The organism is Streptomyces sp. MMCC 100, assembly GCF_041538145.2.
Classification (GTDB): domain Bacteria; phylum Actinomycetota; class Actinomycetes; order Streptomycetales; family Streptomycetaceae; genus Streptomyces.
In genome coordinates, this window is record NZ_JBGORK020000001.1 from 4,109,416 (window position 1) to 4,133,073 (window position 23,658).

Here is a 23,658-nt window from a genome sequence, read left to right on the forward strand (position 1 = left end):
GATGGGTCCTTTCCGGGTCATGACGTCGAGGAGTGGGAACCGGAAAGGGCGGCGGTGCGGCCTTCCTGGTGGTAGACGGAGTGCCATACGCGGTTGCGCAGTGCGGCGAACTCGGGGCTGAGCCGGAAGGCCTCGTCGCGCTCGATGGCGGGGTCGACGTCGACGACGTCGTAGACGCGCCCGGGGCGGGCCGCCATCACGACGACCCGGTTGGCCAGGAACACGGCCTCGTCGACGTCGTGGGTGATGAACAGGACCGTGCGCTTGTCCTGGCTCCAGGTCTTCAGCAGCTGTTCCTGGAGTTTGACCCTGGTGAGTGCGTCGAGGGCGCCGAAGGGTTCGTCCATCAGCAGGATCGAGGGGTCGACGGCGTAGGCACGGGCGATGGCACAGCGCTGGCGCATGCCGCCGGAGAGGGTCTTGGGGAGCGCGTCGGCGAAGCGTTCCAGGCCGACCAGTTCGATGAAGTGCTCGGCCCTGGCGCGGCGTTCGTGTTTGGACACGCCCGCGGTCCGGAGGCCGAACTCGACGTTCTGACGCACGGTCAGCCAGGGGAAGAGGGCGTACTGCTGGAAGATCACGCCGCGTTCGGGTCCGGGTCCGGAGACGGGCGCGCCGTCCACCAGGGCACGGCCGGCGGTGGGTGCCTCCAGTCCGGCGAGGATGTTCATCAGGGTGCTCTTGCCGCAGCCCGAGGGGCCCACGACGGTGACGAACTCGTGGTCGGCGATGTCGAGGCAGACGTCGTCGAGGGCGGTGAAGGTCTCCCGGCCCAGCGAGAAGTTCTTGGTGACGTGCTGGACGGAGATCTTGGCGGGTGTGCTGGTCATCGGCGTTCCTGCCATCGGGTGAGCCTGCGTTCGGCGAGGAGGAGGACCCGGTCCATGAGGAGACCGAGGATCCCGATCGAGATGAGCCCGACGAAGATGGTCGGGAGGTCGTAGTAGAGCTGGGCGTTCTGCATGCGGTAGCCGAGGCCCTCCTGGGCGGCCATCAGCTCCGCGGCGACCAGGGTGGCCCAGGCCGAGCCGAGGCCGACCCGCATGCCGACGAGGATGAACGGCGTGGACGCCGGCACCACCACCCGGGCGAAGATCGTGGCGTCGCCCGCGCCCAGCACCCGGGCGGCGTTGATCAGTGTGCGGTCGACATTCACCACGCCCTGGAACGTGGAGATCACGCAGGCCAGGAAGGCGGCGAGGAAGATGACGAAGATTTTCGGCGTCTCACCGATGCCCATGGCGACCACGGCCAGCGGGATGATCGCCAGCGGCGGGACGGTGCGGAAGAACTGGATCCAGGGTTCGATCAGTCCGCGCAGGATGCCGTACCAGCCCATCAGGAAACCCACCAGAACGGCCACGACCGTGCCCAGGGCGAAGCCGATGAGGACCCGGGTCAGGCTGGCGAGGGCGTCGTCGGCGAGCGTCCCGTCGCTGATCAGGGTGCCGGCGCGGGACACGACCTCGGGCGGTGTCGGCAGCTTGACACCGGCGGACGCGAGGGCCCACCAGATCGCGATGCCGAGCGCGACGGACACGGCGTTCAGGGCGAGCGGCAGCCCGCGTCGCCTGCCGGAACCGGAGCGCTCCGGCGCGGACTTGGCGGCGCCCGCCGAGCTGTCGCCCGCGTCGGCCTCGGGCGGGGCCCCGGGCCCCTTCTCGGGCTGCGGGTGCCGCTGGTCGGCACTCCGCTTGTCAAGGACGGACATGGGCGGCTCCTTCGGTGGCGGAGTCGGTTGCATCGGAACGGCCCTTCACGTCGGCGGTTTCGGGATACCTCGCCAGGAGGGGTGAGCTGTGGAAGACCGCGGCCAGCGCGCCGATGGCGCCGTCGTCGTCGGAGAGCCGGGCGGCGGCGACGACGGGACCGGCGGACGCGGTCGGGAAGATATCGGCGGCGAGGGTGGCGGCGACCTGTTCCACGAGGACGGGCGCCAGCCGGGTGATCTCGCCGCCGATGACCACCTTCGCCGGGTTCAGCATCATGGTCGCGGCGCCGACCACGCGGCCCAGCGTGCCCGCGGCCTCCCGCAGTACCCGGTCCACGACTGGGTGTGCGCGGCGCACGGCGGCCGCGAGGTCGTCGAGGTTCTCCAGGCGCAGGCCGAACTCCCAGCAGGCGGCGAGGATTCCGGGCACCGAGGCCACGGTCTCCAGACAGCCCCGCTTGCCGCAGCGGCAGGGGCGGCCCGCCGGTTCAACGGTCACGTGCCCCAGCTCGCCGGCCAGCCCGGACGAGCCCGTCACCAGCTGCCCGCCGACGACGAGACCGCCGCCGACACCGTCCGACAGCCGTACGTAGACCAGGTCGGCGACGCTGTCGGCGCCGCTGATCGCCTCGGCGAGGGCGGCCAGACGGGTGTTGTTGTCGACGATCACCGGTGCGTCGAAGCGTTCGGCGAAGGCCACGTCGACGCCCTCGGGTGCCGGACGGAGCACGGTGGTCCCCGCGCCGGCACGGGGCCAGGCCGCCCCCTCCGGGGCCGGGTAGGGGCCGGGCACGCCGATGCCGATGCCCTGCAGCGCCCCGTAGTGGACCCCGGCCTCGCCGCTCAGCCGGTCGACCAGTTCCAGGGCCAGTTCGGTGCGGGTCCCCCAGGTCGCGGTGTCCTCGTACCGGACGGAACCCGAGACCATGACCTCGTGCGAGGCGTCGGCGACGACGACGTGGACCCGCCGGTGTCCGAAGTCGACGCCCATGAACTGCGCCGACGCCGGGTCGAGCGCCAGCCGTTCGGCCGGCCGCCCGCTGCCCTCGCGCCGGGAGGCGTCGGTGTCCACGACGACGATGGCGCCTCGTTGCAGGAGGTTGCCGGTGATCTCGGACAGGGTGGTGCGCGACAGGCCCACGACCCGGGCGATCTCGCCGCGGCTCATGGCGCCGTTCTCCTGCAGCGCACGCATCACGCGCTCCTCGTGGGTCCGCCTGACCAGTGCGTGCACTCCGCTGGGCATCTGCATGCGGTCAACGTAGAGAGGCTCGGTTATTCCGTCAACACTCCGACGGAAAGATGCAATGAAGCGTTCACAATGCCTGGTGGACCGGGCCATGGCTGTGCCGGTCGGAGCAGATTATTCGTCCGGCCTGTTGACGTAAATGTGCGGGCGTTCGCATGCTGTGCGCCATGCCCCGTCGTGCGGCTCCTGTGCCGCCCCTCGGTTCCCGGACGGGGACGACGAAGGAGAACCCGACTGATGACCGATGCCGAGTACGGACTCCACCGACGATCGCTGCTGGCCGGCGCCGCCGGCGTGGGAGCGGCGTTCGTCCTGCCCGCTAGCGCCGCGCAGGCGGCTCCCGCGACCGGCCCCGCGGCTGCCTCCGCGGCCGAGGCGTCACGGCGCCACCCGCGGAACTGGCCCGACCCCGAGCCCTACGGCGTCGCGGACACCAGGGTGGACCTGTGGCCGCGGGAGGACAACTCGTTCGTCCTCCCGCTGGAGCTGCGCCCCCGTGACAAGGAGCGCGGCACGGTGTGGATGCGCGACACCTACGTGAACTGCTTCGTCGTCGACGGCCGCCCTGTGTACGTGGCCACGGGCACCTCCCGGGTGCCCGGACTCGAGGCCGCCGGTCCCTGGAACGACGGCATCTTCGTGTGGCTGGCTCCCTCCATCAAGGGCCCGTGGCGGCTTGCCGACACGACGCGCATCCGGCCCGGGGCCGAGCGGGGCAAGGTGTGGTCGCCCGAGTTCGTCGGGGAGAACCGGCCCGGCCGCACGGTCGTCGCGCCCTGGCAGGAGTACTGGCACGACGAGCAGTTCGGCAAGCGCGGCCAGGCCTGGGCGCCGGAGCTGCACTACTTCCGCGGCACCTGGTACATCGTGGCGTGCATGGGCGACCACTCCCGCAAGGTCGGCTCGTTCATGCTGGTGAGCGAGGGCGGCGTCGAAGGCCCGTACCGGCTGATCGAGGGGAATCTGGAGAAGCCCTTCGGCGACTCGTTCATCGGGGGTCCGAAGTTCATCGAGCCCGGCGCCTACCACCACATCGACGGCGGCCTCTTCTCCGAGGGCGACGACGCGTGGCTCGTGCTGCACAACGACCTGTACGCGAAGTTCCGGGACGACATGGAGGACATCGTCACGACGACGGACCTGCCCCGGTTCCGGCAGACCCCCTACTCCCCCGAGCCGTACCTCGAGGGCGCGTACGTGTTCAAGTACAAGGGCAAGTACCACCTCGTCCACGCCGCCTGGGACCGGACGTCCGTCAACACCGACGGCACCGTCCGCCACGCCTACGACGTGCCCGCGACCGGCCGGGTGCAGTACCAGTACGACGCGATCGTCGCCGTGGCCGACCGGTTCGAGGGCCCGTACTCGAAGCGGTACACCGCGGGGGTCGGCGCCGGTCACAACAACTTCTTCGTCGATCACAAGGGCGACCTGTGGGCGACGTACTTCCTGAACCCGGCCGCCGGCTACTGGTCCGACGCCTCGCGCGTGGCGGAGTCCGCCGTGCCCGGTGTCGTACGGCTGGAGTGGACCGGAGGGCCGGACGGCCGGCTGTATGTGAAGCGCAGGTCCGAGGGGCACGCCGGCCGGGACTGAGCGGCGGCGGTCCCCGTCCCGCCGTGCCCTCGCATGCCGTCGCGGCGGGACGGGCGTAGTGTCCAGATATGGGTGATGTTCGGTGTGGCCGACGTCGGGCAGCCCTGTCGGCGCGGATGCGGGTGGACGGCTGATGGACTCCGCGATGGCCGCGGTGGTGCGGGCGAGCGGTGCGTACGGAGGGATCCTGTACGCACTGCCGCCGGGCGAGGACGCCGTGTGGCAGGTCCTGATCACAGGGGTTCCGCAGGAGATGACCGCTCCGTGGCGGCGGGTCGGGCTGAAGGACCCCATGCCCGTCGCGGACGCGGTCCGCGAGCGCCGCCTGGTGTGGGCCGGCGGCCGGGAGGAGATGGCACGCCAGTATCCGCGGCTGGCGCTCGTCCTGCCGTACGAGTTCGGGCTGGCGGCCGCACCGCTGGCCTCGGGCTCCGCCGTCCGGGGCGGGCTGGTGCTGCTGTGGGCCGGGAATCACCCGGCCCGGCTGAGCAGCGGTGAACAGGACGCCATCCGGGCGGGCTGCCGCCGTCTGGGTGACAGCCTGGAGCGGGCACTCGACCGCGGCGAGCCGCTGCTGCCCGACCGTCCCCGGACCCTGCCGCCGCCGGCCCCGCGCCCGCCCGCCCACGTCGAGGCGGGCGTGCTGTCCGCGTTCGTGGACCGCCTGCCCGGCGGTTCGTGCGCGCTGGGCCTGGACGGACGCCTCGTCTTCGTCACCCCGGGGGCGGCCGAGCTGCTCGGTGTCGACCGGTCCCTGCTGGTGGGCGCGCTCCCGTGGGAGGCACTGCCCTGGATGGACGTGCCGCACGTGGAGGACCGCTACCGGGCCGCGCTGGTCAGCCGCAGGCCGCAGGCCTTCACGGTGCTGCGCCCGCCGAAGACGTGGCTGACCTTCGAGCTGTACCCGGACGCCACGGGCCTGAGTGTCCGCATCGTCCCCGGCAGCCCGGACGCGGACGCGCCCCTGTCCCGGTCGGTACAGAGCGCGGGACCCAGCCGCGCCACGGTGCTGTACCACCTGATGCACCTGGCCTCCACCCTGACCGAGGCCGTCAGTGTGCCGGACGTGGTCGAGCAGACCGCCGACCAGCTGATGCCCGCACTGGGTGCGCAGGGCATGGTGGTGATGGTCCCGGAGGACGGCCACCTGAAGATCGTCGGGCAGCGCGGCTACCGCCCGGAGCTCCTGGAGCACTTCGACCGGGTCCCCCTCTCCTCGGCCATCCCCGGCGCCGACGTCATGGCCACGGAAGTCCCCGGTTTCTGGCCGACGTTCGAGGAACTCCACGAGGCCTATCCCGCCATGACGCACGAGGACGGGATGGCCGCCTGGGCCGTGCTGCCGCTGATCGCCTCCGGCCGTCCCATCGGCTCCCTCCTCCTCGCCTACCGACGGCCCCATGTCTTCCCGCCCGGCGAACGGGCCGCCCTCACGTCGCTGGCCGGTCTGGTGGGACAGGCCCTGGACCGCGCCCGGCTCTACGACGCCAAGCACCACCTCGCCCACCGCCTGCAGTCCGCCCTGCTGCCCCACACCCTCCCCGACGTGCCCGGTCTGAACGTCGCCGCCCGCTACCTACCGGCGGCCCGGGGGCTTGGCATCGGCGGCGACTTCTACGACGTCATCCGTCTCGACGAGCACACGGCCGCCGTCACCATCGGCGACGTACAGGGCCACAACGTCGACGCGGCGGCCCTCATGGGACAGGTCCGCACCGCCGTGCACGCGCACGCCACCGTGGGGGCGCCCCCCGGCGACGTCCTGGCCCGCACCAACCGCCTGCTCACCGATCTGGATCCCGGCCTGTTCACCAGCTGCGCCTACGTCCACCTCGACCTCGCCACCCACCGCGCCTGCGTGGCACTCGCCGGACACCTGCCTCCCCTGCTGCGCCACGCCGACGGGCACGTCGAGGCCCTGCGCGTGCCGCCCGGCCTGCTGCTGGGCATCGAGCCGGACACCGCGTACCCCTCGCTGGAGTTCCCGCTGCCGCCCGGCAGTGTGCTCGCCCTCTACACCGACGGACTCGTCGAGGCGCCCGGAGTCGACCTCGACGACGCGATCGCGGCTCTCGCCGGGCTCCTGGAACACGGTGATCCCGGCGACCTCGACGCCATGGCCGACAGTCTCATCCGGCACGCGCCCACCCCGGGCGACGACATCGCACTGCTCCTCGTCAGCTCCCGCACGGCGGCGGGGCACTCCCGGGGCCGATCGATCGTTTTCACGGACAAGAAGGACGAACGCCGGTCCACGAGGGCCGGCAGCGGAGGGGAAGACGCTCGATGAAACACCAGAGGGTGCGCGATCTGATGAGTGACGCCGTGGTGCGCGTGCAGCGCGGCACACCGTTCAAGGAGATCGCCCACCTGCTGCTGGAGTACGACATCACGGCGGTACCGGTCCTCGACGGGGAGAACCGTCCCGTGGGGGTGGTGTCGGAGGCCGACCTCCTGCAGAAGATGTGGGGCGGGGAGCCCGACGGTTCCCCCGAGCACGCCGAGTGGTCCCGGGCGTCGGCCGGCAAGGCGGACGCCACGGACGCGGCCGGGCTCATGACCTCGCCCGCGGTGTGCGCCCGCGAGAGCTGGAGCGTCGTGGACGCCGCCCGGGTCATGGCACGGCACCGCATCAAACGGCTGCTGGTCGTCGACGAGGACGGGCGGCTGGCCGGGGTCGTCAGCAGAAGCGACCTGCTGCGGGTCTTCCTGCGCACGGACCGCGCGATCCGCACGGAGATCATCGAGGAGGCGCTGGTGAAGGCGCTCGGCCTGGCACCCTCGTCGGTGCAGGTCGACGTGACGCACGGCCATGTCGTGCTCAGCGGCCGGCTCCCGGCCCATGTGTCCGCCCCGCTCCTCGAGGAGCACTGCCGGAGCGTGGACGGGGTCGTCGCCGTCGAGTTCAGACCGGCCGGCGAGGCCGGCGCCGAGGGTCCCGCGGCCGTCGGCTCCTGACCTCCCGCCGGGGAGGCGGACACGGGTGGAGTACGGGGCCGGGACGCGTCGGACTCCGGTCGAGTCCTTCACCCCGGGCGGCCGGGCCGACGACGCCGGAGCCAGGGCCGGCGCGAGTGCCGGGCCGCCCTCGCTGAGGCCGAACCGCGCGTGGAACCTGCGCCGGACGGGCGGCGCGTACCAGGCCGAGCGGCCGAGCAGACGCATCGCGGGGAGCATCCGGGACAACTCCCCGTGCCCGCCCAGGGGGATCTGCCGCCCGCCGCGGTCTCCCTCCTCCTGAGCGCGTGGGAGTACGTGCACGGCCTGGTCGTGCTGGAGGTGTTCGGGCACACCTCGTTCCTCGGCGACCATCAGGCGGAGGCCTTCGGGACGTCGGTCCGCATGATGCTCGAGGGCTCCACCGCCGGATCCCCGCCGCCTGATCGCGGGCCGCGCCGTCAGGGCCGGGGGGCGTCGTCCCCCTGCGCACGGGCCGGGTCCGGGGCGGCCAGGGCCTCGATCTCCGGGTGGTCGCGCAGCGCGGCGATGACCGCGTTGACCGCCGCGCGCGGCGGGGCGCCGCGCCGTACGACGACGGCGACGTTGCGGTGCACGGGTGGGCTGAGCCGCCGGGTGACCACGGCGTGGTCCGTCGTGACGGCGAGGGCGGGCAGCAGGGCGATCGACCCGGTCGTCTCGACGTGCCGCAGCAGCATGAGGTAGTTGCTGAACCGGCAGGCCACCCGGGGTTCGAACCCGGCCTCGCGGCACAGCCGCACGGTCAGGTCCGCCATGTACGACTGCGGCCGGTCGCAGGCCCAGGTCTCCTCCTTGCACGCCGCGAGATCGACCGCGGTGCGGGAGGCCAGCGGATGGCCGTGCGGCAGCACCAGCACGACCGGGTCGCTGCCCAGCGACACGACCTCGAGGTCCGCACCCCAGGTCAGGCCGGCGTAGTCGGTGGTGGTGACGATGACGTCCGCGTCGCCCGAGCGCAGGGCGGGCCCGCTCTCGTGCGGCTCCATCTCCACGAGTTCCAGGTGCAGGTGCGGATGGGTGGTGGCCAGCCGGTTCGCCGCGGGGACGGCGAGGCTGTAGATCGCGCTCTGGAACACGCCGAGCCGGACGGTGCCGATGGGCTCGTCGTTCAGGGCGCGCAGCTCGGCCTCGACGTCGGCCATCCGGTCCAGGATCTCCCGGCCCCGGCGGGCCAGCAGGAGCCCGGCCGGGGTCAGCCGTACCCGCCGCCCGGTCCGCTCGATCAGCCGGCACCGGGTCTCGGTCTCGAGCACCGCCAGTTGCTGGGAGACCGTCGACGCGCTCAGGTGCAGCGTGTCGGCGACCGCGCGGACGGTACCGAGCGTGTCGAGCCGGCTGAGCAGGTGCAGTCGTCCGGAGTTGAGCACACGGCGATGGTACGGCGCACACAGAGGATCTGTACGGTTGTGACGCACAGCGTCGTCGGATCTGTGCGATGGACACGCGCAGCGCCGTGTCCCTACCGTCGGTCCCATGCCTTCCGAGACTCCCGGCGCCGACCCGGGGCGCCACCTGATCCGCTACTCCGGCCACGCACCCTTCTCGCCGGAGGTCGTCGTCCGCGCCGCGGGCACCTCGGTGTTCACGGAGAGCGGCCGTGAGCTGCTGGACTTCACGTCCGGTCAGATGAGTGCCATCCTCGGGCACTCCCATCCGGCGATCGTCTCGACGGTGCGCGAGCAGGTCGCCCACCTCGACCACCTGCACAGCGGCATGCTCAGCCGCCCGGTCGTCGAGCTGGCCCGCCGGCTGGCCGGCACCCTGCCCGAGCCGCTGGAGAAGGCGCTGCTCCTGACCACCGGGGCGGAGGCGAACGAGGCCGCGGTGCGGATGGCGAAGCTCGTCACCGGCCGCCACGAGATCGTCTCCTTCGCCCGGTCCTGGCACGGCATGACCCAGGCCGCCGCGAACGCCACCTACAGCGCCGGGCGCAAGGGCTACGGCCCCGCCGCGCCGGGCAACTTCGCGCTGCCGGTGCCGGACCGCCACCGCCCCTCGGTCGTCGACGCGGACGGTGAGCTGGACTGGCGCCGCCAGCTGGACCTGGGCTTCGAGATGATCGACGCGCAGTCCGTCGGCAGTCTGGCCGCGTGCCTGGTCGAGCCGATCCTGTCCTCGGGCGGCGTGGTCGAGCTTCCGCCGGGTTACCTCGCGGCCCTGGCGGACAAGTGCCGTGAGCGGGGCATGCTGCTGATCCTGGACGAGGCCCAGACCGGCCTGTGCCGCACCGGCGACTGGTACGCCTTCGAGCACGAGGGCGTCGTACCCGACATCCTCACGCTGTCCAAGACGCTCGGCGCGGGACTGCCGCTGGCCGCCGTACTGACCAGCCCGGAGATCGAGCAGCGGGCGCACGAGCGCGGGTTCCTGTTCTTCACCACGCACGTCAACGACCCGCTGCCGGCCGCCGTGGGCAACACCGTCCTCGACGTGCTGGTCCGCGACCGGCTGGACGAGCGCGCACGCACGCTGGGCGCGGCGCTGCGCGAGGGCCTCGACAAGCTCGCCGCCCGCCACGAGGTCGTGGGCGACGTCCGCGGCCGGGGGCTGCTGCTGGGCATGGAACTGGTCGGGGACGAGGTGCTGGGTGACGGCGGGGCCGACCGGCTCGGCGCCGCCGTCACCCGGCGCTGCTTCGACCTGGGGCTGCACATGAACATCGTCCAGCTCCCGGGAATGGGCGGCATCTTCCGTATCGCACCGCCACTGACCGCGAGCGACGACGAGATCGCCCGCGGCGTGGCCGTCCTCGACCAGGCACTCACCGACGCCGCCGGGGACCTGTAGCCCGAAGGCCCCGGTGGCCTGGGGTTCCAGGTCACCGGGGCCGTGCGTGAGGTGTCGGGTGCGTCAGACTCCGGCCGTCTCCGGCTCGCGGGTGGGCTCCGCGGGCGCGGCGGTGTCGCCGAGTTCCCGGTGCAGCTTCTCGCCCTCGACGTCGACGTTCGGCAGGATGCGGTCCAGCCACTTGGGCAGCCACCACGCCTTGGTGCCGAGCAGGGCGAGGACGGCCGGAACGATGGCCATGCGGACCACGAAGGCGTCGAAGAGGACCGCGATCGCGAGGCCGAAGCCCATCATCTTGATCATGGCGTCGTTCTCCAGGATGAAGCCCGAGAAGACGCTGATCATGATGATCGCGGCCGCCGCGACGACCCGGCCGCCGTGGGTGAAGCCCGTGGTGACGGACTCGGCGGCGGACTGTCCGTGGACGTACGCCTCCCGCATGCGGGTGACGAGGAAGACCTCGTAGTCCATGGCCAGGCCGAAGACCACGCCGATCATGAAGATGGGCATCATCGACATGATCGGGCCCGGCTGGTCCACGCCGAACACGTCCGCGAGCCAGCCCCACTGGAAGACCGCGACCACCGCGCCGAGGGCCGCGGCCACCGAGAGCAGGAAGCCCAGGGCCGCCTTGAGCGGGACGAGGACCGAGCGGAACACCAGCATCAGGAGCAGGAAGGCGAGCCCGACGACCAGCGCCAGGTAGGGGACGAGCGCGTCGTCCAGGGTCTGCGAGAAGTCGATCGTCATCGCGGTCGCGCCGGTGACCAGCATGGTGGCGCCGGTGTCGGCCTTGATGTCGCCGGACAGCGAGCGGATGTCGCGCACCAGCGACTCGGTGTCGGAGTCGCTCGGGCCGGTCTTGGGCACCACGGTGAGGACGGCGGTGTCGCCCTCCTCGTTGAAGTTGGCCGGGGTGACGGCCGCGGCCTCGCCCAGTCCGGTGATCCTCTCGCCCACGGCGTCGGCGGCGGCCGTCGGGTCGCCGGCGTCGCGTGCGTCGACGGTGACCATCAGCGGGCCGTTGAACCCGGCCCCGAAGGACTCGGACAGCATGTCGTAGGCCTTGCGCTGGGTGGTGCCGGGGGCCGAGCTGCCCTCGTCGGGCAGGCCCAGCTCCATGCCGGCGGCCGGGACGGCGATCACGCCGAGGCCGAGGACCGCGGTCAGCAGTACGGTGACCGGGCGCCGCAGGACGAAGCGGGCCCAGCGGGTGCCGAGCCTCGGCCTGGCGGCGGCCCGCGCCCCGGCGGCAGCCCTGCGGTCCTTGCGGCTGAGCGCCTTCCTGCCGGCGAAGCCGAGCAGGGCCGGGGTGAGGGTGAGGGCGATCAGCACGGCGATGCCTACGGTGCCCGCGGCGGCCAGACCCATCTTGGTGAGGATCGGGATGTTCACGATCGCGAGACCCGCCAGGGCCACGACGACGGTCAGTCCGGCGAAGACGACCGCGGAGCCCGCGGTGCCGACCGCGCGTCCCGCCGCTTCCTCGGGCGCCCGGCCTTCGGCTATCTCCGCCCGGTAGCGGGAGACGATGAACAGGGCGTAGTCGATGGCGACCGCGAGGCCGATCATCATGGCGAGAGTGGACGTCGTGGCCGACAGCTCCAGGGTGCTGCCCAGCGCACCGATGGCGGAGATGCCGATGCCGACACCGATGATCGCCGAGAGCAGCGGCATGCCGGCCGCGACCAGTGAGCCGAAGGTCAGCAGCAGGACGACCGCGGCGACGCCGATGCCGATCAGCTCGGCGGTGCCGCCCATCTCCTGCTCGGCCACGACCGCGTCGCCGCCGGTCTCGACGGTGTAACCGCCTTCGCGCGCGGCGTCGGTGGCGGCGGTGAGCGAGTCGCGGGCCTCGTCGGTCAGCTCCATCGCGTTGACCTTGTAGGTCACGGAGGCGTACGCGGTCGTGCCGTCCTTGCTGACGGCGTCCGCCTCGAACGGGTCGTCCACCGAGGCGACCTGCGGGCCGGCCTTCAGGTCGGCGACCAGTTCCTCGACCCGGTCCTTGCCGGCCGCGTCGGACATCTTCCCGCCCTCGGGGGCACGGATCACGACGCGCGCGGTGGCGCCCTCGGCACTGGCGGCCGGGAACTGCTCGTCGAGCAGGTCGAACGCCTTCTGGGACTCGGTGCCTGGCATGGAGAAGGAGTCTTCGGGCGGGGCCGGTGCCGCGGACGAGGCGACGCCGGCGCCCACGAGTACGGCCACCCACAGCAGGGCGACGAGACCGCGGCGCCGGAACGCCCTCCGGCCGAGTCGATAGAGAAACGTAGCCACCTTTTGGACCAATCCGTCGGGTTGCGGGCAGGACGAAGACCCGGCACATGGGGGAAGGCGGAGGCGCTGACCGGGGTACACATCCATGCTCGCCCGGGGTTCTCGGCGTTTGATCCGACCCTGGGTCTGGACTGGCGTACTGCGTCGGGTGTAGTGCGTTCCCGTGCCCCTCTCCCCCGGGTGTAGATCACGAAAATGGGTGTACGCCGCATTTCGTTGCCACGGGCAGCCGACGTCTGTGAGCCTCACGTCACACGTCTCGTGCCGGACGACGGCTGACGGGCTGACGGGCTGACAGCTCATGGACGGCTGACGGCAGGACGGTGGTTGACCTTCACCTTGGGGCAGGCCACAGCATCGTGTCACCGGGCGACCTGCCCGGAACGAGGAGGAGTGGGCATGGGGTTGCTGACCATCGGGGCGTTCGCGAAGGCCTCCCGGCTGTCGCCGAAGGCGCTGCGTCTCTACGACGAGCTGGGGCTGCTGCCGCCCGCCCGCGTCGACCCGGTCACCGGCTACCGCCTCTACGCGCCCGACCAGGTGGAGCGGGCTCGGCTCGTCGCCTGGCTGCGGCGGCTGGGGATGCCGCTGGTCCGCATCCGGCACGTGTGCTCGCTGGACGCGGGGGCTTCGGCTCAGGAGATCCGCGCCTTCTGGGCGCGGGCCGAGGCCGACTTCGCCGCACGGCGGGACCTGGTCGCCTTCCTCGTCGGTCATCTGGAACGAGAGGACCCTGCCATGACAGCCACCGTGAGTCCCCTGAGCATCCGTTACGCCGCCGGTTCCGACGCCGGCCTGGTCCGCGAGACCAACCAGGACACCGCCTACGCCGGCTCCCGTCTGCTCGCCGTCGCCGACGGGTTCGGCGACGACGGCGCCCCCGCGAGCGCGGCCGCCGTCGAGGCGCTCAAGCACCTGGAGACGGACGGCATTGCGGCGGGCGGTCTCCTCGACGTCCTGGCGGACGCCGTCGAGCAGGCCCAACAGGCGGTGCGCGGCGCCGTCCGGACCGGCTCCGCCGCCGAGGGAGCCGGGACGACGCTCACCGCGATGCTCTGGACCGGTTCGCAACTGGCCCTCGTCCACATCGGCGACTGCCGCGTCTACCTGCTGCGCGACGGCGAGCTGTTCCGGATCACGCACGACCACACCGTGGTGCAGGCGATGATCGACGAAGGGCGCATCGGCCCGGAGGAGGCCGCCTCCCATCCCCAGCGGTCGATGCTGGTGCGGGCCCTGGGCAGCGGTGCCGACGCCACCCCCGACATGCGCCTGCACGACGCCCGGCCCGGGGACCGCTACCTGCTCTGCTCCGACGGACTGCCGACGGTGGTGCAGGACCAGGAGATCCACCGGGTGCTCGCCGGCGCCGGGGAACCCGAGCGGGCCGTCCGGGAACTGGTCACCCTCGCCAACGGAGCCGGCGGCCCCGACAACGTCAGCTGCGTGGTCGCCGACGTCGTGGCGAGCGCCTGACCCCGCCGGGAGGGGCCCTTTCGAGTCATCCCTCGCTCAGAGCGGCGCCGCCCCGACCCGGGCCCGGTCGCTGTCGCCGTCGGAGAGGAAGGACGCCAGGGCCCGCCCCTCCTCGCCGACCTCGGTGCGCTCGGGCCGGGTGAGCCGGCGCAGCGGGGTGACGGTCACCGTGCCGTCCTCGACGGTCCAGGTGGCGCTGACCCGGCCGTCGACGAGGACGAAACGGGCGCCGGTGGCCGACAGACCGCGGTGCGCGTCGTCGATGACGCGGCCGCGGTCCTGGTAGCCGAGGACCGCGTTGTCGAAGGCCGGCAGGAACCGCACCGGGGCGGGGACCCCGGGGTCCGGTCGCGGCGCGTCGGGGAGGTCCAGCAGTTCCCGGCCGCGCTCGTCGCGGAAGGCGACCAGTTCCCCGCGTACCGCGGCGACCGCGGCGGGCAGCCCCGCGAGTCCGCACCAGGCGCGCAGGTCCGCCGAGGCGGCCGGTCCGAACGCGGCCAGGTAGCGCCGTACCAGTGCCGCACCGACCGGATCGGTGCCCGGTGGGGCCGGCGGGTCGACCTCGCGGCCCAGCCAGGCCGCGACCGGGGCGTTGCGCACCCCGGCCTTGGTGCGCCACAGCCCGCGCGGCGGCAGCTGCACCATCGGGATCAGCGCGGCGACCAGCATCTCCCCCAGCGCCCGCGGTCCCGGATCCGGCCACCGCCCCGCCACGGCCCGGGCGAGTTCGGCCATCGAGCGGGGCTCGCCGTCGGCCAGGACCGCCCGGCCCGCCGCCGCGAGCTCGTCGAGGTCCACCCCTTCCAGCTCGCGGCGGTAGGTGCCGAGGACGCGTCCGCGCAGCATGGCGTCGTGGCGGGAGCGCCAGGCCAGTACATCCTCGGCGGTCACGAGATGGACGGTGCGGCGCATCAGGTGCGTGCGCACCACCCGACGTCCGGTCAGCAGGTCCGCGAGGGCTCGCGGTGCGAAGTCGCGCAGCCGCGACCACAGTCCGACGAACGGTTCCTGCGGCTCCTGTGCCTGCATGCCGCCGAGGTGCGCGACGGCATCCAGGGCGGGGAGGTCCGCGCGGTCGAGCAGCAACTGCCGGGCGAGTGCCGCCCGGTTCAGCGACCGGGCGTCGAGCACGCTCACGCGTTGTACTCGCTCACGACGTCGAGGACCCAGGTGACGCCGAACCGGTCCCGCAGCATGCCGTAGAGGGGCGCCCACTGCGCGGCGCCCAGTGGCCGCAGGACGGTCGCGCCGTCGGTCAGCTTCTCCCAGTACGCGGTGATCTCCTCGGTGGTCCCGCCGCGGACCGAGACGAAGAAGGCGTTCTCGCCCTGGTCCCACGGCAGGCCGGACGGCACGTCGTAGGCCATCACGCACAGGCCGTCGGCGGTGGCCACCTGACCGAACATCACCTGGTCGGCCTTGGCGGGCTCCTGGACGTTCCCGGCGTCCTTGTACGTCACCAGGGTCACGTCCCCGCCGAACGCGGCCTGGTAGAAGGTGAGTGCCTCGCGGGCGGCACCACGGAAGTTCAGGTGGGTCACGGCTTTGGCGGTCACGACGGGCTCCTTGCCTCGTGGGGGAATCACGGTGGACGGCCCACGGCGGGCCGGCCGCGGGGCCCCTGTGGCCCCGCCGTGCTCACTCTGCTTCGAGCAGCGGTCAGGTTGTGTCCGCTACTCGCGCGAACATGCCGGGCATGCGGAAAACCTCGGCCCGGCTGCTGTCCCTGCTCTCGCTGCTCCAGGCACGCCGGGACTGGCCCGGAAGGGTACTGGCCGAGCGGCTGGACATCAGCCCGCGTACGCTGCGCCGCGACGTGGACCGGCTGCGCGAGCTGGGCTATCCCGTGCTGGCGGCCAAGGGCCCCGACGGCGGCTACCGGCTCGACGCCAAAACGCGGTTGCCGCCGCTGCTCTTCGACGACGAGCAGGCGGTCGCGCTCGCCGTCGCGCTGCGGACCGCCACCGGCGCCGGGATCGAGGACGGGGCGGCCCGTGCCCTGGCCACCCTGCGCCAGGTCATGCCCGGCAGGCTGTCGCACCGGATCGACGCCCTCCATGTGACCTCGGTCGAGCGGTCCGCGCCCGGGCCGCGGCCCCAGGCGGACACCGGCGTCCTCATGGCACTCGGCGCCGCCGTCCGGGCCGGTGAGGTGCTGCGTTTCGACCACGCCCCGGCCCACCCGGCGAGCACCGCGGCCGACGCCGTACCGTCACCGCGCCGGGTGGAGCCGCATCATCTGGTCACCCGCGGTGGGCGCTGGTACCTGGTCGCCTGGGACCTGGACCGCGAGGACTGGCGTGTCTTCCGCGCCGACCGGATCACCCCGCGCACCCCCACCGGCCCCCGTTTCACCTCGCGGGAACTGCCCGGCAAGGACGTGGCCGCGTTCGTGACCGGCAGGTTCCGCGGTTCCGACGGCTCTTACCGGTGGCCCTGCCGCGGCCAGGCCGTACTCCACGCGCCCGCCTCCGCGGTGTCCCCGCACGCCGCCGACGGAGTCGTCGAGGAACTCGGCCCGGACCGCTGCCGGCTCACCCTCGGATCCTGGTCGTGGCCCGCTCTCGCCGCCGCCTTCTGCCTCTTCGACACGGACGTGGAGGTCGTCGGTCCGCCCGCGCTCAGGGAGGCGTTCGTACGACTGGCCGACCGCTGCGCCAGGGCCGCCGCCGAACCCACGCCCCCTTGACGAGGGCGCTCGCGCCCGGTCGGGACGAACGTCGGGTGAGGGGGCGGGGCGGCCGGATTCGAACCGGCGTCCTCCGAGATGGTGTCGCGGCGCACTACCTCTGTGCTACGACCCCGCCCTTGCAGATGATCATACATAGAGCCTGTACGACTACCCGGTGAATGTACGGACCTCGGCGTGCGTCAGACCCGCTGGGCCCGCTCCATGCTCGCGGGCTCGGTGGCCATGGCGCCCGTCACGACGCGCGACCGGCTGTGCAGCCGCAGCGAGACGGCGACGAAGGCGATCGCGACCAGGGTCATCGCCCCGCCCGCCCAGGCGGTGGCGGCGTACCCCAGGTCCGCGTCGATCACCGTGCCGCCGAGCCAGGGGCCGCCGGTGTTGCCCAGGTTGAACGCGGCGGTCGTCGTCGCGCCCGCGAGGGTGGGCGCGGCGCCGGCGACGTTGAACATGCGCGCGTTGAGCGCGGGCGCCGTGTAGAACGCGGAGACGCCGAGCAGCAGCGAGAGGACGATCACGACGGCCGGGCTGGAGGCGAACAGCGCGAGCGCGGCCAGCAGGACCGTCGAGGCGGTGATGCCGGAGAGCAGCACGCCGAACAGGTGCGCGTCGGCGACCCGGCCGCCGATCGTCGTGCCGATCAGCGCGCCGACGCCGAACAGCGCCAGCACGGTCGGCACCCAGCCGTCCGCAAGCCCGGCCACGTCGGTGAGCAGCGGCGCGAGGTAGGAGAAGGCGCAGAACACGCCGCCGGCGGCGAGCGCGGTCACGACGATGGACAGCCAGACCTGGCGGTCCCGGTAGATCGCCAGCTCGCCCCGCAGCCGGGGCCGCCGCTCGGGCAGCGGGATGCGGGGGATCAGGGTCACCACGCCCACGAGCGCGACGGCGGACGCGCCGCCCACGGCCCAGAACGCGGACCGCCAGCCCAGGTGCTCGCCGAGGAAGGCGCCCGCCGGGACGCCGAGGACGTTGGCGATGGACAGTCCGCCGATCATCACGGCCATCGCGCGGGCCCGCGCGGTCACCGGCACCATGGCGATGGCCACGGCCGCGCCCACGGCCCAGAAGCCGGCGCAGGCGAGCGCGCTCACGACCCGCGAGACGAACAGGACCTCGTAGCTCGTCGCGAGCGCGCCCGCGACCTGGCCCAGGCCGAACACCGAGATCAAGGCGACCAGCGTGGTCTTGCGCGGCAGCCGCAGGGTCGCGACGGCGAGCAGCGGCGCGCCGACCACCATGCCGATCGCGAACGCCGATATCAGCAGCCCGGCTTGCGGGATCGACACGTCCATGTCGTCGGCGATGGGCGGCAGCAGCCCGGAGAGCATGAACTCGCTGGTGCCGAGGGCGAAGACGGACAGGCCGAGGATGTAGACGGCGAGCGGCATGCGGCCGGCCGCGGGCCGTGGGGAAGTGTCGGGCATGACAGGTGTCAACGGAGCCCTGCTTCCCGCCATTCCCGCGGCGGGGTCCGTCTCACGATGCGGCTACGGTGTCGCGCGCTCCACTCTGACGACGATGCCTTTGGAGGTGGGCTGGTTGCTGATGTCGGCGACGCTGTCCAGGGGAACCAGCACCTGGGTTTCCGGGTAGTAGGCGGCGGCGGAGCCGAGCGCCGTGGGGTAGGGGACGACCTCGAAGCCTTCGGCGCGGCGTTCGGTGTCGTCGTGCCAGACGGTGACCAGGTCGACGCGGTCCCCCTGGGTCAGCGCGAGGGTGTTCAGATCGGCCGGGTTGACGAGGACCACGCGGCGGCTGCCGTGGATGCCCCGGTAGCGGTCGTTGAGGGTGTAGGGGATGGTGTTCCACTGGTCGTGGGAGCGCAGGGTCTGCAGCAGCAGGTGACCTTCGGGGACGTCGGGCGCCTGCCAGGTGTTGCGGGTGAACATGGCCTTGCCGGTGGCGGTGCGGTAGACGCCCTCGTTGACGGGGTTGGGCAGGCGGATGCCGCCGGGGCGTGCCACGCGCCGGTTGAAGTCGTGCAGGCCCGGCACGATGCGGGAGATCCGGTCGCGGATCGAGTGGTAGTCGGCTTCGAACTCGTCCCAGTGGATGTTCCCCGGGCCCTGGCCGAGGGTGTGGCGGGCGAGCCGGCACAAGATGGCGACCTCGCTGAGCAGGAGGGGGGAGGCCGGCTTGAGCCGTCCCCGGGAGGTGTGCACCTCGCTCATCGAGTTCTCCACCGTGACGAACTGCTCGCCGCCCGCCTGGTGGTCGCGTTCGGTGCGGCCGAGGGTGGGCAGGATGAGCGCGGTCTGTCCGCAGACCGTGTGGGACCCGTTGAGCTTGGTGGAGATGTGGGCGGTCAGCCGGCAGCTGCGCATGGCCTCCTCGGTGACCGCGCTGTCGGGGGCGGCCCGGACGAAGTTGCCCGCGACGCCGAGGAAGACCTTGATCCGGCCCTCCCGCATCGCCTTGATGGAGTTCACCGAGTCGAGTCCGTGGGCGCGCGGCGGGTCGAAGCCGAACTCCTGCTGCAGGGCGTCCAGGAAGGAGTCGGGCATCTGCTCCCAGATGCCCATGGTGCGGTCGCCCTGGACGTTGCTGTGGCCGCGCACCGGGCAGGCGCCGGCTCCGGCCCTGCCGAGGTTGCCGCGCAGCAGCAGGAAGTTGACGATCTCCCGGATGGTGGGGACGCCGTGCTTGTGCTGGGTGACGCCCATCGCCCAGCAGACGATGACCCGGCTGCTGCGCAGGACCTCGTCGCGGACCTGCTCGATCTCCTCGCGGGTCAGGCCGGTGGCGGTGAGTACGTCGTCCCAGGAGGTCTGCCGGGCGTGCGCGGCGAACTCCTCGAAGCCGCTGGTGCTGTCGTGGATGAACGCGTGGTCCAGCACATGGCCGGGCCGGGCGTCCTCGGCTTCCAGCAGCAGCCGGTTCAGGGCCTGGAACAGAGCGAGGTCGCCGCCGGGCCGGATGTGCAGGAACCGGTCGGCGATCCGGACGCCCTGTCCGATCACCCCGCGTGCCTTCTGCGGGTTCTTGAACCGCATCAGTCCCGCCTCGGGCAGCGGGTTGACGGCGACGATGCGGGCGCCGTTCAGCTTGGCCTGCTCCAGCGCGGACAGCTGCCGCGGGTGGTTGCTGCCGGGGTTCTGTCCGACCAGGAAGATCAGGTCGGCGTGGTGGAGGTCCTGGAGACTGACCGTGCCCTTGCCGGTGCCGAGGGTCTCGTGCAGGGCGAAGCCGCTCGACTCGTGGCACATGTTGCTGCAGTCGGGCAGGTTGTTGGTGCCGTAGGCCCGGGCGAACAGCTGGAGGACGAAGGCGGCTTCGTTGCTGACCCGGCCCGAGGTGTAGAAGACCGCCTCGTCGGGGCTGTCCAGCGCCTTGAGTTCCCCGGCGAGCAGGTCCAGGGCCTCGCGCCAGCTGATGGGCTCGTAGTGGTCGGAGCCGGGCCGCTTGACCATCGGTTCGGTGAGGCGCCCCTGCTGGTTCAGCCACAGGTCGGAGCGGCGGGCCAGGTCGGAGACCGGGTGCTCGCGGAAGAAGCCGGCGGTGATCCGCCGGGTCGTCGCCTCGTCGTTGATGTGCTTGGCGCCGTTCTCGCAGTACTCGTTGCGGTGCCGGTGACCGGGTGCGGGGTCCGCCCAGGCGCAGCCCGGGCAGTCGATCCCGTCCACCTGGTTCATGGTCAGCAGGTCCACCGCGGTTTCCTTCGGGGACGTCTGCTCCAGGGAGTACTCCAGCGCGTGCACCACCGCGGGCACGCCGGCGGCCCAGGTCCTGGGCGGGGTGACGGTCAGGTCGTCCCGGGGTTCTTCCCTGGGCGGCTTCTTCATCGGTGGATCGCCTCTCGTTCGCTGTGTTCCCGCACGCCACTCAGCCGACGGGCCAGATCGGCACCCGGCTGCGCGGCGGTTCCGCCTCCGTCGGCCGCACCTGCCCGCCCCGGATGGTCCCTCGCCAGGCGCCGCCGGCTTCCCCCTGCCCTTCGATGTACGTCTTGAAGTTCGCGAGTTCGCGCCGCAGGACGCGGCCGGTCGCTCCCGGGATCGCGCAGAGTGCGCCGGTGAGTCCGCGCGGCTCGGCCGACATCCGCACGGTCAGCGCCGTGCCGCCCGCCTCGGTGGACCGGAACGTCACCTCGCCCCGGTGGCCGTGGCGCTGTCCGAGGCTCCGCCAGGCCAGGTGCGAGTCGGGCACCTGGTCCACGATCTCGACCGCGAACTCCCGGCAGAGGGGGCCGAGGCCGACGACCCACAGCGTCACGGTGGGCTTGAGCTGTTCGACCCGCTTCACGGCGGTCGTGAACCGCGGGAAGCACGCGAACTGGGTCCACTGGTCGTACGCGGTGCGCACCGGTACGGCGATCTCGATCGTTTCCTCGACGGTGTTCATGTGCCGCTTCCCTTCGCGGATCCGGCCGGGCCGGCCTTGTCGACCGTGCAGTGCAGGGAGTCGTCGACCACGTCGGCGACGATGGTGTCGCCGGGGTCGGCCTCGCCGCCCAGCAGCAGGTCGGCGATGCGGTTGTCCAGTTCGGTCTGGATGGTGCGCCGCAGCGGACGCGCCCCGAACTCCGGCTGGTGGCCGTGGGCGATCAGCAACTTCTTGGCCGCTTCCGTGACTCTCAGGGTCATGCCCTGGGCGTGTACCCGCCGTTCGCTCTGCGCAAGCAGGTGGTCCACGATCCGCGAGAGGTCGTCCTGGGTGAGGCCGTGGAAGACGATGATGTCGTCGATGCGGTTGAGGAACTCGGGCAGGAACCGGCCCCGCAGCTCCTGCATCAGCTCGTCCTTGAGGTCTGACACGTCGCCCTTGTGGTCGAGGACGCGGTGGGCCCCGATGTTGGACGTCATGATGACCACGCAGTGCCGGAAGTCGACGGTGCGGCCCTGCCCGTCGGTGAGCCGGCCGTCGTCGAGGATCTGCAGCAGCGTGTTGAAGACGTCGGGGTGGGCCTTCTCCACCTCGTCGAACAGGACCACGCTGTAGGGCTGCCGGCGGACCTTCTCGGTGAGCTGGCCGGCCTCCTCGTATCCGACGTATCCCGGGGGCGCGCCGACGAGCCGGGCGACCGTGTGCTTCTCCTGGAACTCGCTCATGTCGAAGCGGATCATGCGGTTCTCCTCGCCGAACAGCAGCTCGGCGAGGGTCTTGGCCAGCTCGGTCTTGCCGACGCCGGTGGGGCCGAGGAAGAGGAAGGAGCCCACGGGGCGGTCGGGGTCGCCCATGCCGGCCCGGTTGCGGCGCACGGCCCGCGAGACGGCGGTGACCGCCTCGTCCTGGCCGACGATCCGGGCGTGCATCTCCTCCTCCAGCTTGAGCAGCCGCTCCTTCTCCCCGGCCGTCAGCTGGGAGACCGGGATCCCGGTGCGGCGGGAGATCACGTCCGCGATGTCGTCGGCGGTGACGGAGACGACGCCCTCGCGGCGCTCCTCGATGCCCGCGAGTTCGCCCTCCGCCTCGGCGATCTCGCGCTTCAGCTCGCCCGCCCGGTCGTAGTCCTCGGCGGCGACGGCCTGCTCCTGTTCCCGGCGGAGCTTCGCGATGCGGTCCTCGCGGCTGACGACCTCGGTGGAACGGCTCGCGCTGCGCAGCCGTACCCGTGCGCCCGCCTGGTCCATGACGTCGATCGCCTTGTCGGGCAGGAAGCGGTCGCTGACGTAGCGGTCGGACAGTTCCGCCGCGGCCGTCAGGGCTCCGTCGGCGAAGCGGACCTGGTGGTGCGCCTCGTAGGCGTCACGCAGGCCCTCCAGGATCTGCACCGTCTCCTCGACCGTGGGCTCGGGGACCATCACGGGCTGGAAGCGGCGTTCGAGGGCCGCGTCCTTCTCGACGTACTTGCGGTACTCGTCGATGGTCGTCGCGCCCACCACGTGCAGTTCGCCGCGGGCGAGGGCGGGCTTGAGCATGTTCCCGGCGTCCATGGAGCCCTCTCCGGTGGCCCCGGCGCCGACGACCGTGTGCAGTTCGTCGATGAACAGGATGATCTCGCCGCGGGCCTGCTGGACGTCCTCGATGACCTTCTTGAGCCGCTCCTCGAACTGCCCCCGGTACTGCGCGCCCGCCACCATGCCGGACAGGTCGAGGGCGACGACACGCTTGTCCTTCAGCGTCTTTGGGACCTCGCCGGCCACGATGCGCTGGGCCAGTCCCTCCACGATGGCGGTCTTGCCGACGCCTGGCTCTCCGATCAGCACCGGGTTGTTCTTGGAGCGCCGGGAGAGGATCTCGACGGTCTGCTCGATCTCCTCGGCACGGCCGACCACCGGGTCGAGTTTCCCGGCCTTGGCCTCGTCCGTCAGGTCGCGTCCGTACTCGTCCAGTGTCGTGGCCGGTTTGCCGCCCGCGTCGCCGGGGCGTCCGTTCGCCCGGCCCGCCTGCTCCGTGAGCCCCTCAAGTCTGCCGACGTCCTGGCCCTCCGCGCCCAGCAGCCGGGCCGCCCCCGTGTCGCCGTCCGCCAGCAGGGCGCCCAGGATGTGCTCGGGGCCGATGTAGGAGGCACCGGCCGCGCGGGAGCGGGCGTAGGCGGTGGCGAGGGTGCGTTTGGCAGCCGGGGTGAGGCCCGGCTCGGCGGAGGGTTCGCCCGCCTCGCGGGGCAGTACCTCGGCGACCTGGGACGCGAGCGCATCGGGGTCGGCCCCCGCCCGTGCGAGCAGTCCGCGCGCGGGCTCGACCTTCGTGGCCGCCCACAGCAGATGTTCCGTGTCCAGGTCGGGCGTCCCGTCCTCCAGCGCCCGTCGTGCCGCCAGGTTGATGAGCTCCTGCGAGGGCTCGGTCAGCATCCGGCCGATCGGCACGCGCTGCACCGCCGGCGGCGAGGAGGCGGGCGACGTACCGAAGAAGCGGTTCAGCAGATCGCTGAACGGGTCGGACGAGCCGAATCCGAAGGACGACATCGACATGACAGCTCCAAGAGCGGTGGGGAGTCGGTTCCACCGA

Annotated in this window: 17 protein-coding genes and 1 tRNA gene; 6 read left to right on the forward strand and 12 right to left on the reverse strand. The window is 72.3% G+C overall.

Features of this window, described 5'->3' with window-relative positions:
• Nucleotides 1-17 precede the first annotated feature (17 nt).
• The 3 genes from ABS735_RS19155 to ABS735_RS19165 are packed head-to-tail and all read right to left on the reverse strand — an operon-like array spanning nucleotide 18 to nucleotide 2,963.
• Complete coding sequence (locus ABS735_RS19155; protein ID WP_373903198.1) at nucleotides 18-830, reverse strand: ABC transporter ATP-binding protein; 813 nt, start codon at nucleotides 828-830, stop codon at nucleotides 18-20.
• Entirely contained in the window at nucleotides 827-1,711 is an 885-nt protein-coding gene (locus tag ABS735_RS19160; protein ID WP_373903197.1) for an ABC transporter permease, read from the reverse strand. The genes ABS735_RS19155 and ABS735_RS19160 overlap by 4 nt, the downstream gene beginning before the upstream one ends.
• Nucleotides 1,698-2,963, reverse strand: coding sequence for an ROK family transcriptional regulator (locus ABS735_RS19165; protein ID WP_373903196.1), 1,266 nt, complete (start codon nucleotides 2,961-2,963; stop codon nucleotides 1,698-1,700). The genes ABS735_RS19160 and ABS735_RS19165 overlap by 14 nt, the downstream gene beginning before the upstream one ends.
• Before the next feature lie 234 nt (nucleotides 2,964-3,197).
• Here ABS735_RS19165 and ABS735_RS19170 point away from each other — a divergent pair, with 234 nt between their 5' ends.
• The 3 genes from ABS735_RS19170 to ABS735_RS19180 all read left to right on the forward strand — a co-directional run bounded on the left by ABS735_RS19170 (nucleotide 3,198) and on the right by ABS735_RS19180 (nucleotide 7,514).
• Complete coding sequence (locus ABS735_RS19170) at nucleotides 3,198-4,556, forward strand: family 43 glycosylhydrolase (protein WP_373903195.1); 1,359 nt, start codon at nucleotides 3,198-3,200, stop codon at nucleotides 4,554-4,556.
• Between the two features lie 133 nt (nucleotides 4,557-4,689).
• Nucleotides 4,690-6,846 carry a SpoIIE family protein phosphatase gene (locus tag ABS735_RS19175; RefSeq protein ID WP_373903194.1) on the forward strand — a complete coding sequence of 719 codons (2,157 nt, stop codon included), beginning with the start codon at nucleotides 4,690-4,692 and terminating at the stop codon, nucleotides 6,844-6,846.
• Nucleotides 6,843-7,514, forward strand: a complete 672-nt coding sequence (locus ABS735_RS19180; RefSeq protein ID WP_373903193.1) for a CBS domain-containing protein — start codon at nucleotides 6,843-6,845, stop codon at nucleotides 7,512-7,514. The genes ABS735_RS19175 and ABS735_RS19180 overlap by 4 nt, the downstream gene beginning before the upstream one ends.
• 440 nt (nucleotides 7,515-7,954) lie before the next feature.
• Here ABS735_RS19180 and ABS735_RS19185 read toward each other — a convergent pair whose 3' ends face one another.
• A complete protein-coding gene (locus tag ABS735_RS19185) occupies nucleotides 7,955-8,902 on the reverse strand; it encodes a LysR family transcriptional regulator (RefSeq protein WP_373903192.1) in 948 nt (315 codons plus the stop codon).
• A 106-nt stretch (nucleotides 8,903-9,008) separates the two neighbouring features.
• Between ABS735_RS19185 and ABS735_RS19190 the strand changes: the two genes are divergently transcribed.
• A complete protein-coding gene (locus ABS735_RS19190) occupies nucleotides 9,009-10,322 on the forward strand; it encodes an aspartate aminotransferase family protein (RefSeq protein ID WP_373903191.1) in 1,314 nt (437 codons plus the stop codon).
• A 63-nt stretch (nucleotides 10,323-10,385) separates the two neighbouring features.
• On the opposite strand, the gene ABS735_RS19195 is transcribed toward ABS735_RS19190, so the two are convergent.
• Entirely contained in the window at nucleotides 10,386-12,602 is a 2,217-nt protein-coding gene (locus ABS735_RS19195) for an MMPL family transporter (protein ID WP_373903190.1), read from the reverse strand.
• A gap of 399 nt (nucleotides 12,603-13,001) precedes the next feature.
• Here ABS735_RS19195 and ABS735_RS19200 point away from each other — a divergent pair, with 399 nt between their 5' ends.
• Entirely contained in the window at nucleotides 13,002-14,078 is a 1,077-nt protein-coding gene (locus ABS735_RS19200; RefSeq protein ID WP_373903189.1) for a MerR family transcriptional regulator, read from the forward strand.
• A gap of 36 nt (nucleotides 14,079-14,114) precedes the next feature.
• Here the strand turns inward: ABS735_RS19200 and ABS735_RS19205 are convergent, their stop codons facing one another.
• A complete protein-coding gene (locus ABS735_RS19205; protein ID WP_373903188.1) occupies nucleotides 14,115-15,215 on the reverse strand; it encodes a winged helix DNA-binding domain-containing protein in 1,101 nt (366 codons plus the stop codon).
• Entirely contained in the window at nucleotides 15,212-15,634 is a 423-nt protein-coding gene (locus ABS735_RS19210) for a VOC family protein (protein ID WP_373903187.1), read from the reverse strand. Before ABS735_RS19210 ends, ABS735_RS19205 begins: the two co-directional genes overlap by 4 nt.
• A gap of 140 nt (nucleotides 15,635-15,774) precedes the next feature.
• On the opposite strand from ABS735_RS19210, the gene ABS735_RS19215 reads away from it, so the two are divergent.
• The gene (locus ABS735_RS19215; RefSeq protein ID WP_373903186.1) at nucleotides 15,775-16,767 is read left to right on the forward strand and encodes a helix-turn-helix transcriptional regulator; all 993 of its coding nucleotides are present in this window, start codon (nucleotides 15,775-15,777) and stop codon (nucleotides 16,765-16,767) included.
• Between the two features lie 42 nt (nucleotides 16,768-16,809).
• On the opposite strand, the gene ABS735_RS19220 is transcribed toward ABS735_RS19215, so the two are convergent.
• The 5 genes from ABS735_RS19220 to ABS735_RS19240 all read right to left on the reverse strand — a co-directional run bounded on the left by ABS735_RS19220 (nucleotide 16,810) and on the right by ABS735_RS19240 (nucleotide 23,621).
• Nucleotides 16,810-16,884 (reverse strand) — tRNA-Trp (locus ABS735_RS19220).
• A 65-nt stretch (nucleotides 16,885-16,949) separates the two neighbouring features.
• The gene (locus tag ABS735_RS19225) at nucleotides 16,950-18,158 is read right to left on the reverse strand and encodes a Cmx/CmrA family chloramphenicol efflux MFS transporter (protein ID WP_373903426.1); all 1,209 of its coding nucleotides are present in this window, start codon (nucleotides 18,156-18,158) and stop codon (nucleotides 16,950-16,952) included.
• Between the two features lie 99 nt (nucleotides 18,159-18,257).
• Complete coding sequence (locus ABS735_RS19230; protein ID WP_373903185.1) at nucleotides 18,258-20,552, reverse strand: FdhF/YdeP family oxidoreductase; 2,295 nt, start codon at nucleotides 20,550-20,552, stop codon at nucleotides 18,258-18,260.
• A 40-nt stretch (nucleotides 20,553-20,592) separates the two neighbouring features.
• The gene (locus ABS735_RS19235) at nucleotides 20,593-21,111 is read right to left on the reverse strand and encodes an SRPBCC family protein (protein ID WP_373903184.1); all 519 of its coding nucleotides are present in this window, start codon (nucleotides 21,109-21,111) and stop codon (nucleotides 20,593-20,595) included.
• Nucleotides 21,108-23,621: an ATP-dependent Clp protease ATP-binding subunit gene (locus ABS735_RS19240; RefSeq protein ID WP_373903183.1), complete on the reverse strand. Its 2,514-nt coding sequence runs from the start codon at nucleotides 23,619-23,621 to the stop codon at nucleotides 21,108-21,110. The genes ABS735_RS19235 and ABS735_RS19240 overlap by 4 nt, the downstream gene beginning before the upstream one ends.
• Between the last annotated feature and the right edge of the window lie 37 nt (nucleotides 23,622-23,658).

Excerpts from the sequence above, each read along its gene's own strand:
- ABS735_RS19230 (WP_373903185.1), bottom strand. The coding sequence starts at position 20,552 with ATGAAGAAGCCGCCCAGGGAAGAACCCCGGGACGACCTGACCGTCACC.
- ABS735_RS19225 (WP_373903426.1), bottom strand. The coding sequence starts at position 18,158 with ATGCCGCTCGCCGTCTACATCCTCGGCCTGTCCGTCTTCGCCCTCGGC.
- ABS735_RS19190 (WP_373903191.1), top strand. The coding sequence starts at position 9,009 with ATGCCTTCCGAGACTCCCGGCGCCGACCCGGGGCGCCACCTGATCCGC.
- ABS735_RS19235 (WP_373903184.1), bottom strand. The coding sequence starts at position 21,111 with ATGAACACCGTCGAGGAAACGATCGAGATCGCCGTACCGGTGCGCACC.
- ABS735_RS19155 (WP_373903198.1), bottom strand. The coding sequence starts at position 830 with ATGACCAGCACACCCGCCAAGATCTCCGTCCAGCACGTCACCAAGAAC.
- ABS735_RS19165 (WP_373903196.1), bottom strand. The coding sequence starts at position 2,963 with ATGCAGATGCCCAGCGGAGTGCACGCACTGGTCAGGCGGACCCACGAG.
- ABS735_RS19240 (WP_373903183.1), bottom strand. The coding sequence starts at position 23,621 with ATGTCGATGTCGTCCTTCGGATTCGGCTCGTCCGACCCGTTCAGCGAT.
- ABS735_RS19160 (WP_373903197.1), bottom strand. The coding sequence starts at position 1,711 with ATGTCCGTCCTTGACAAGCGGAGTGCCGACCAGCGGCACCCGCAGCCC.
- ABS735_RS19175 (WP_373903194.1), top strand. The coding sequence starts at position 4,690 with ATGGACTCCGCGATGGCCGCGGTGGTGCGGGCGAGCGGTGCGTACGGA.
- ABS735_RS19170 (WP_373903195.1), top strand. The coding sequence starts at position 3,198 with ATGACCGATGCCGAGTACGGACTCCACCGACGATCGCTGCTGGCCGGC.
- ABS735_RS19215 (WP_373903186.1), top strand. The coding sequence starts at position 15,775 with ATGCGGAAAACCTCGGCCCGGCTGCTGTCCCTGCTCTCGCTGCTCCAG.
- ABS735_RS19200 (WP_373903189.1), top strand. The coding sequence starts at position 13,002 with ATGGGGTTGCTGACCATCGGGGCGTTCGCGAAGGCCTCCCGGCTGTCG.
- ABS735_RS19180 (WP_373903193.1), top strand. The coding sequence starts at position 6,843 with ATGAAACACCAGAGGGTGCGCGATCTGATGAGTGACGCCGTGGTGCGC.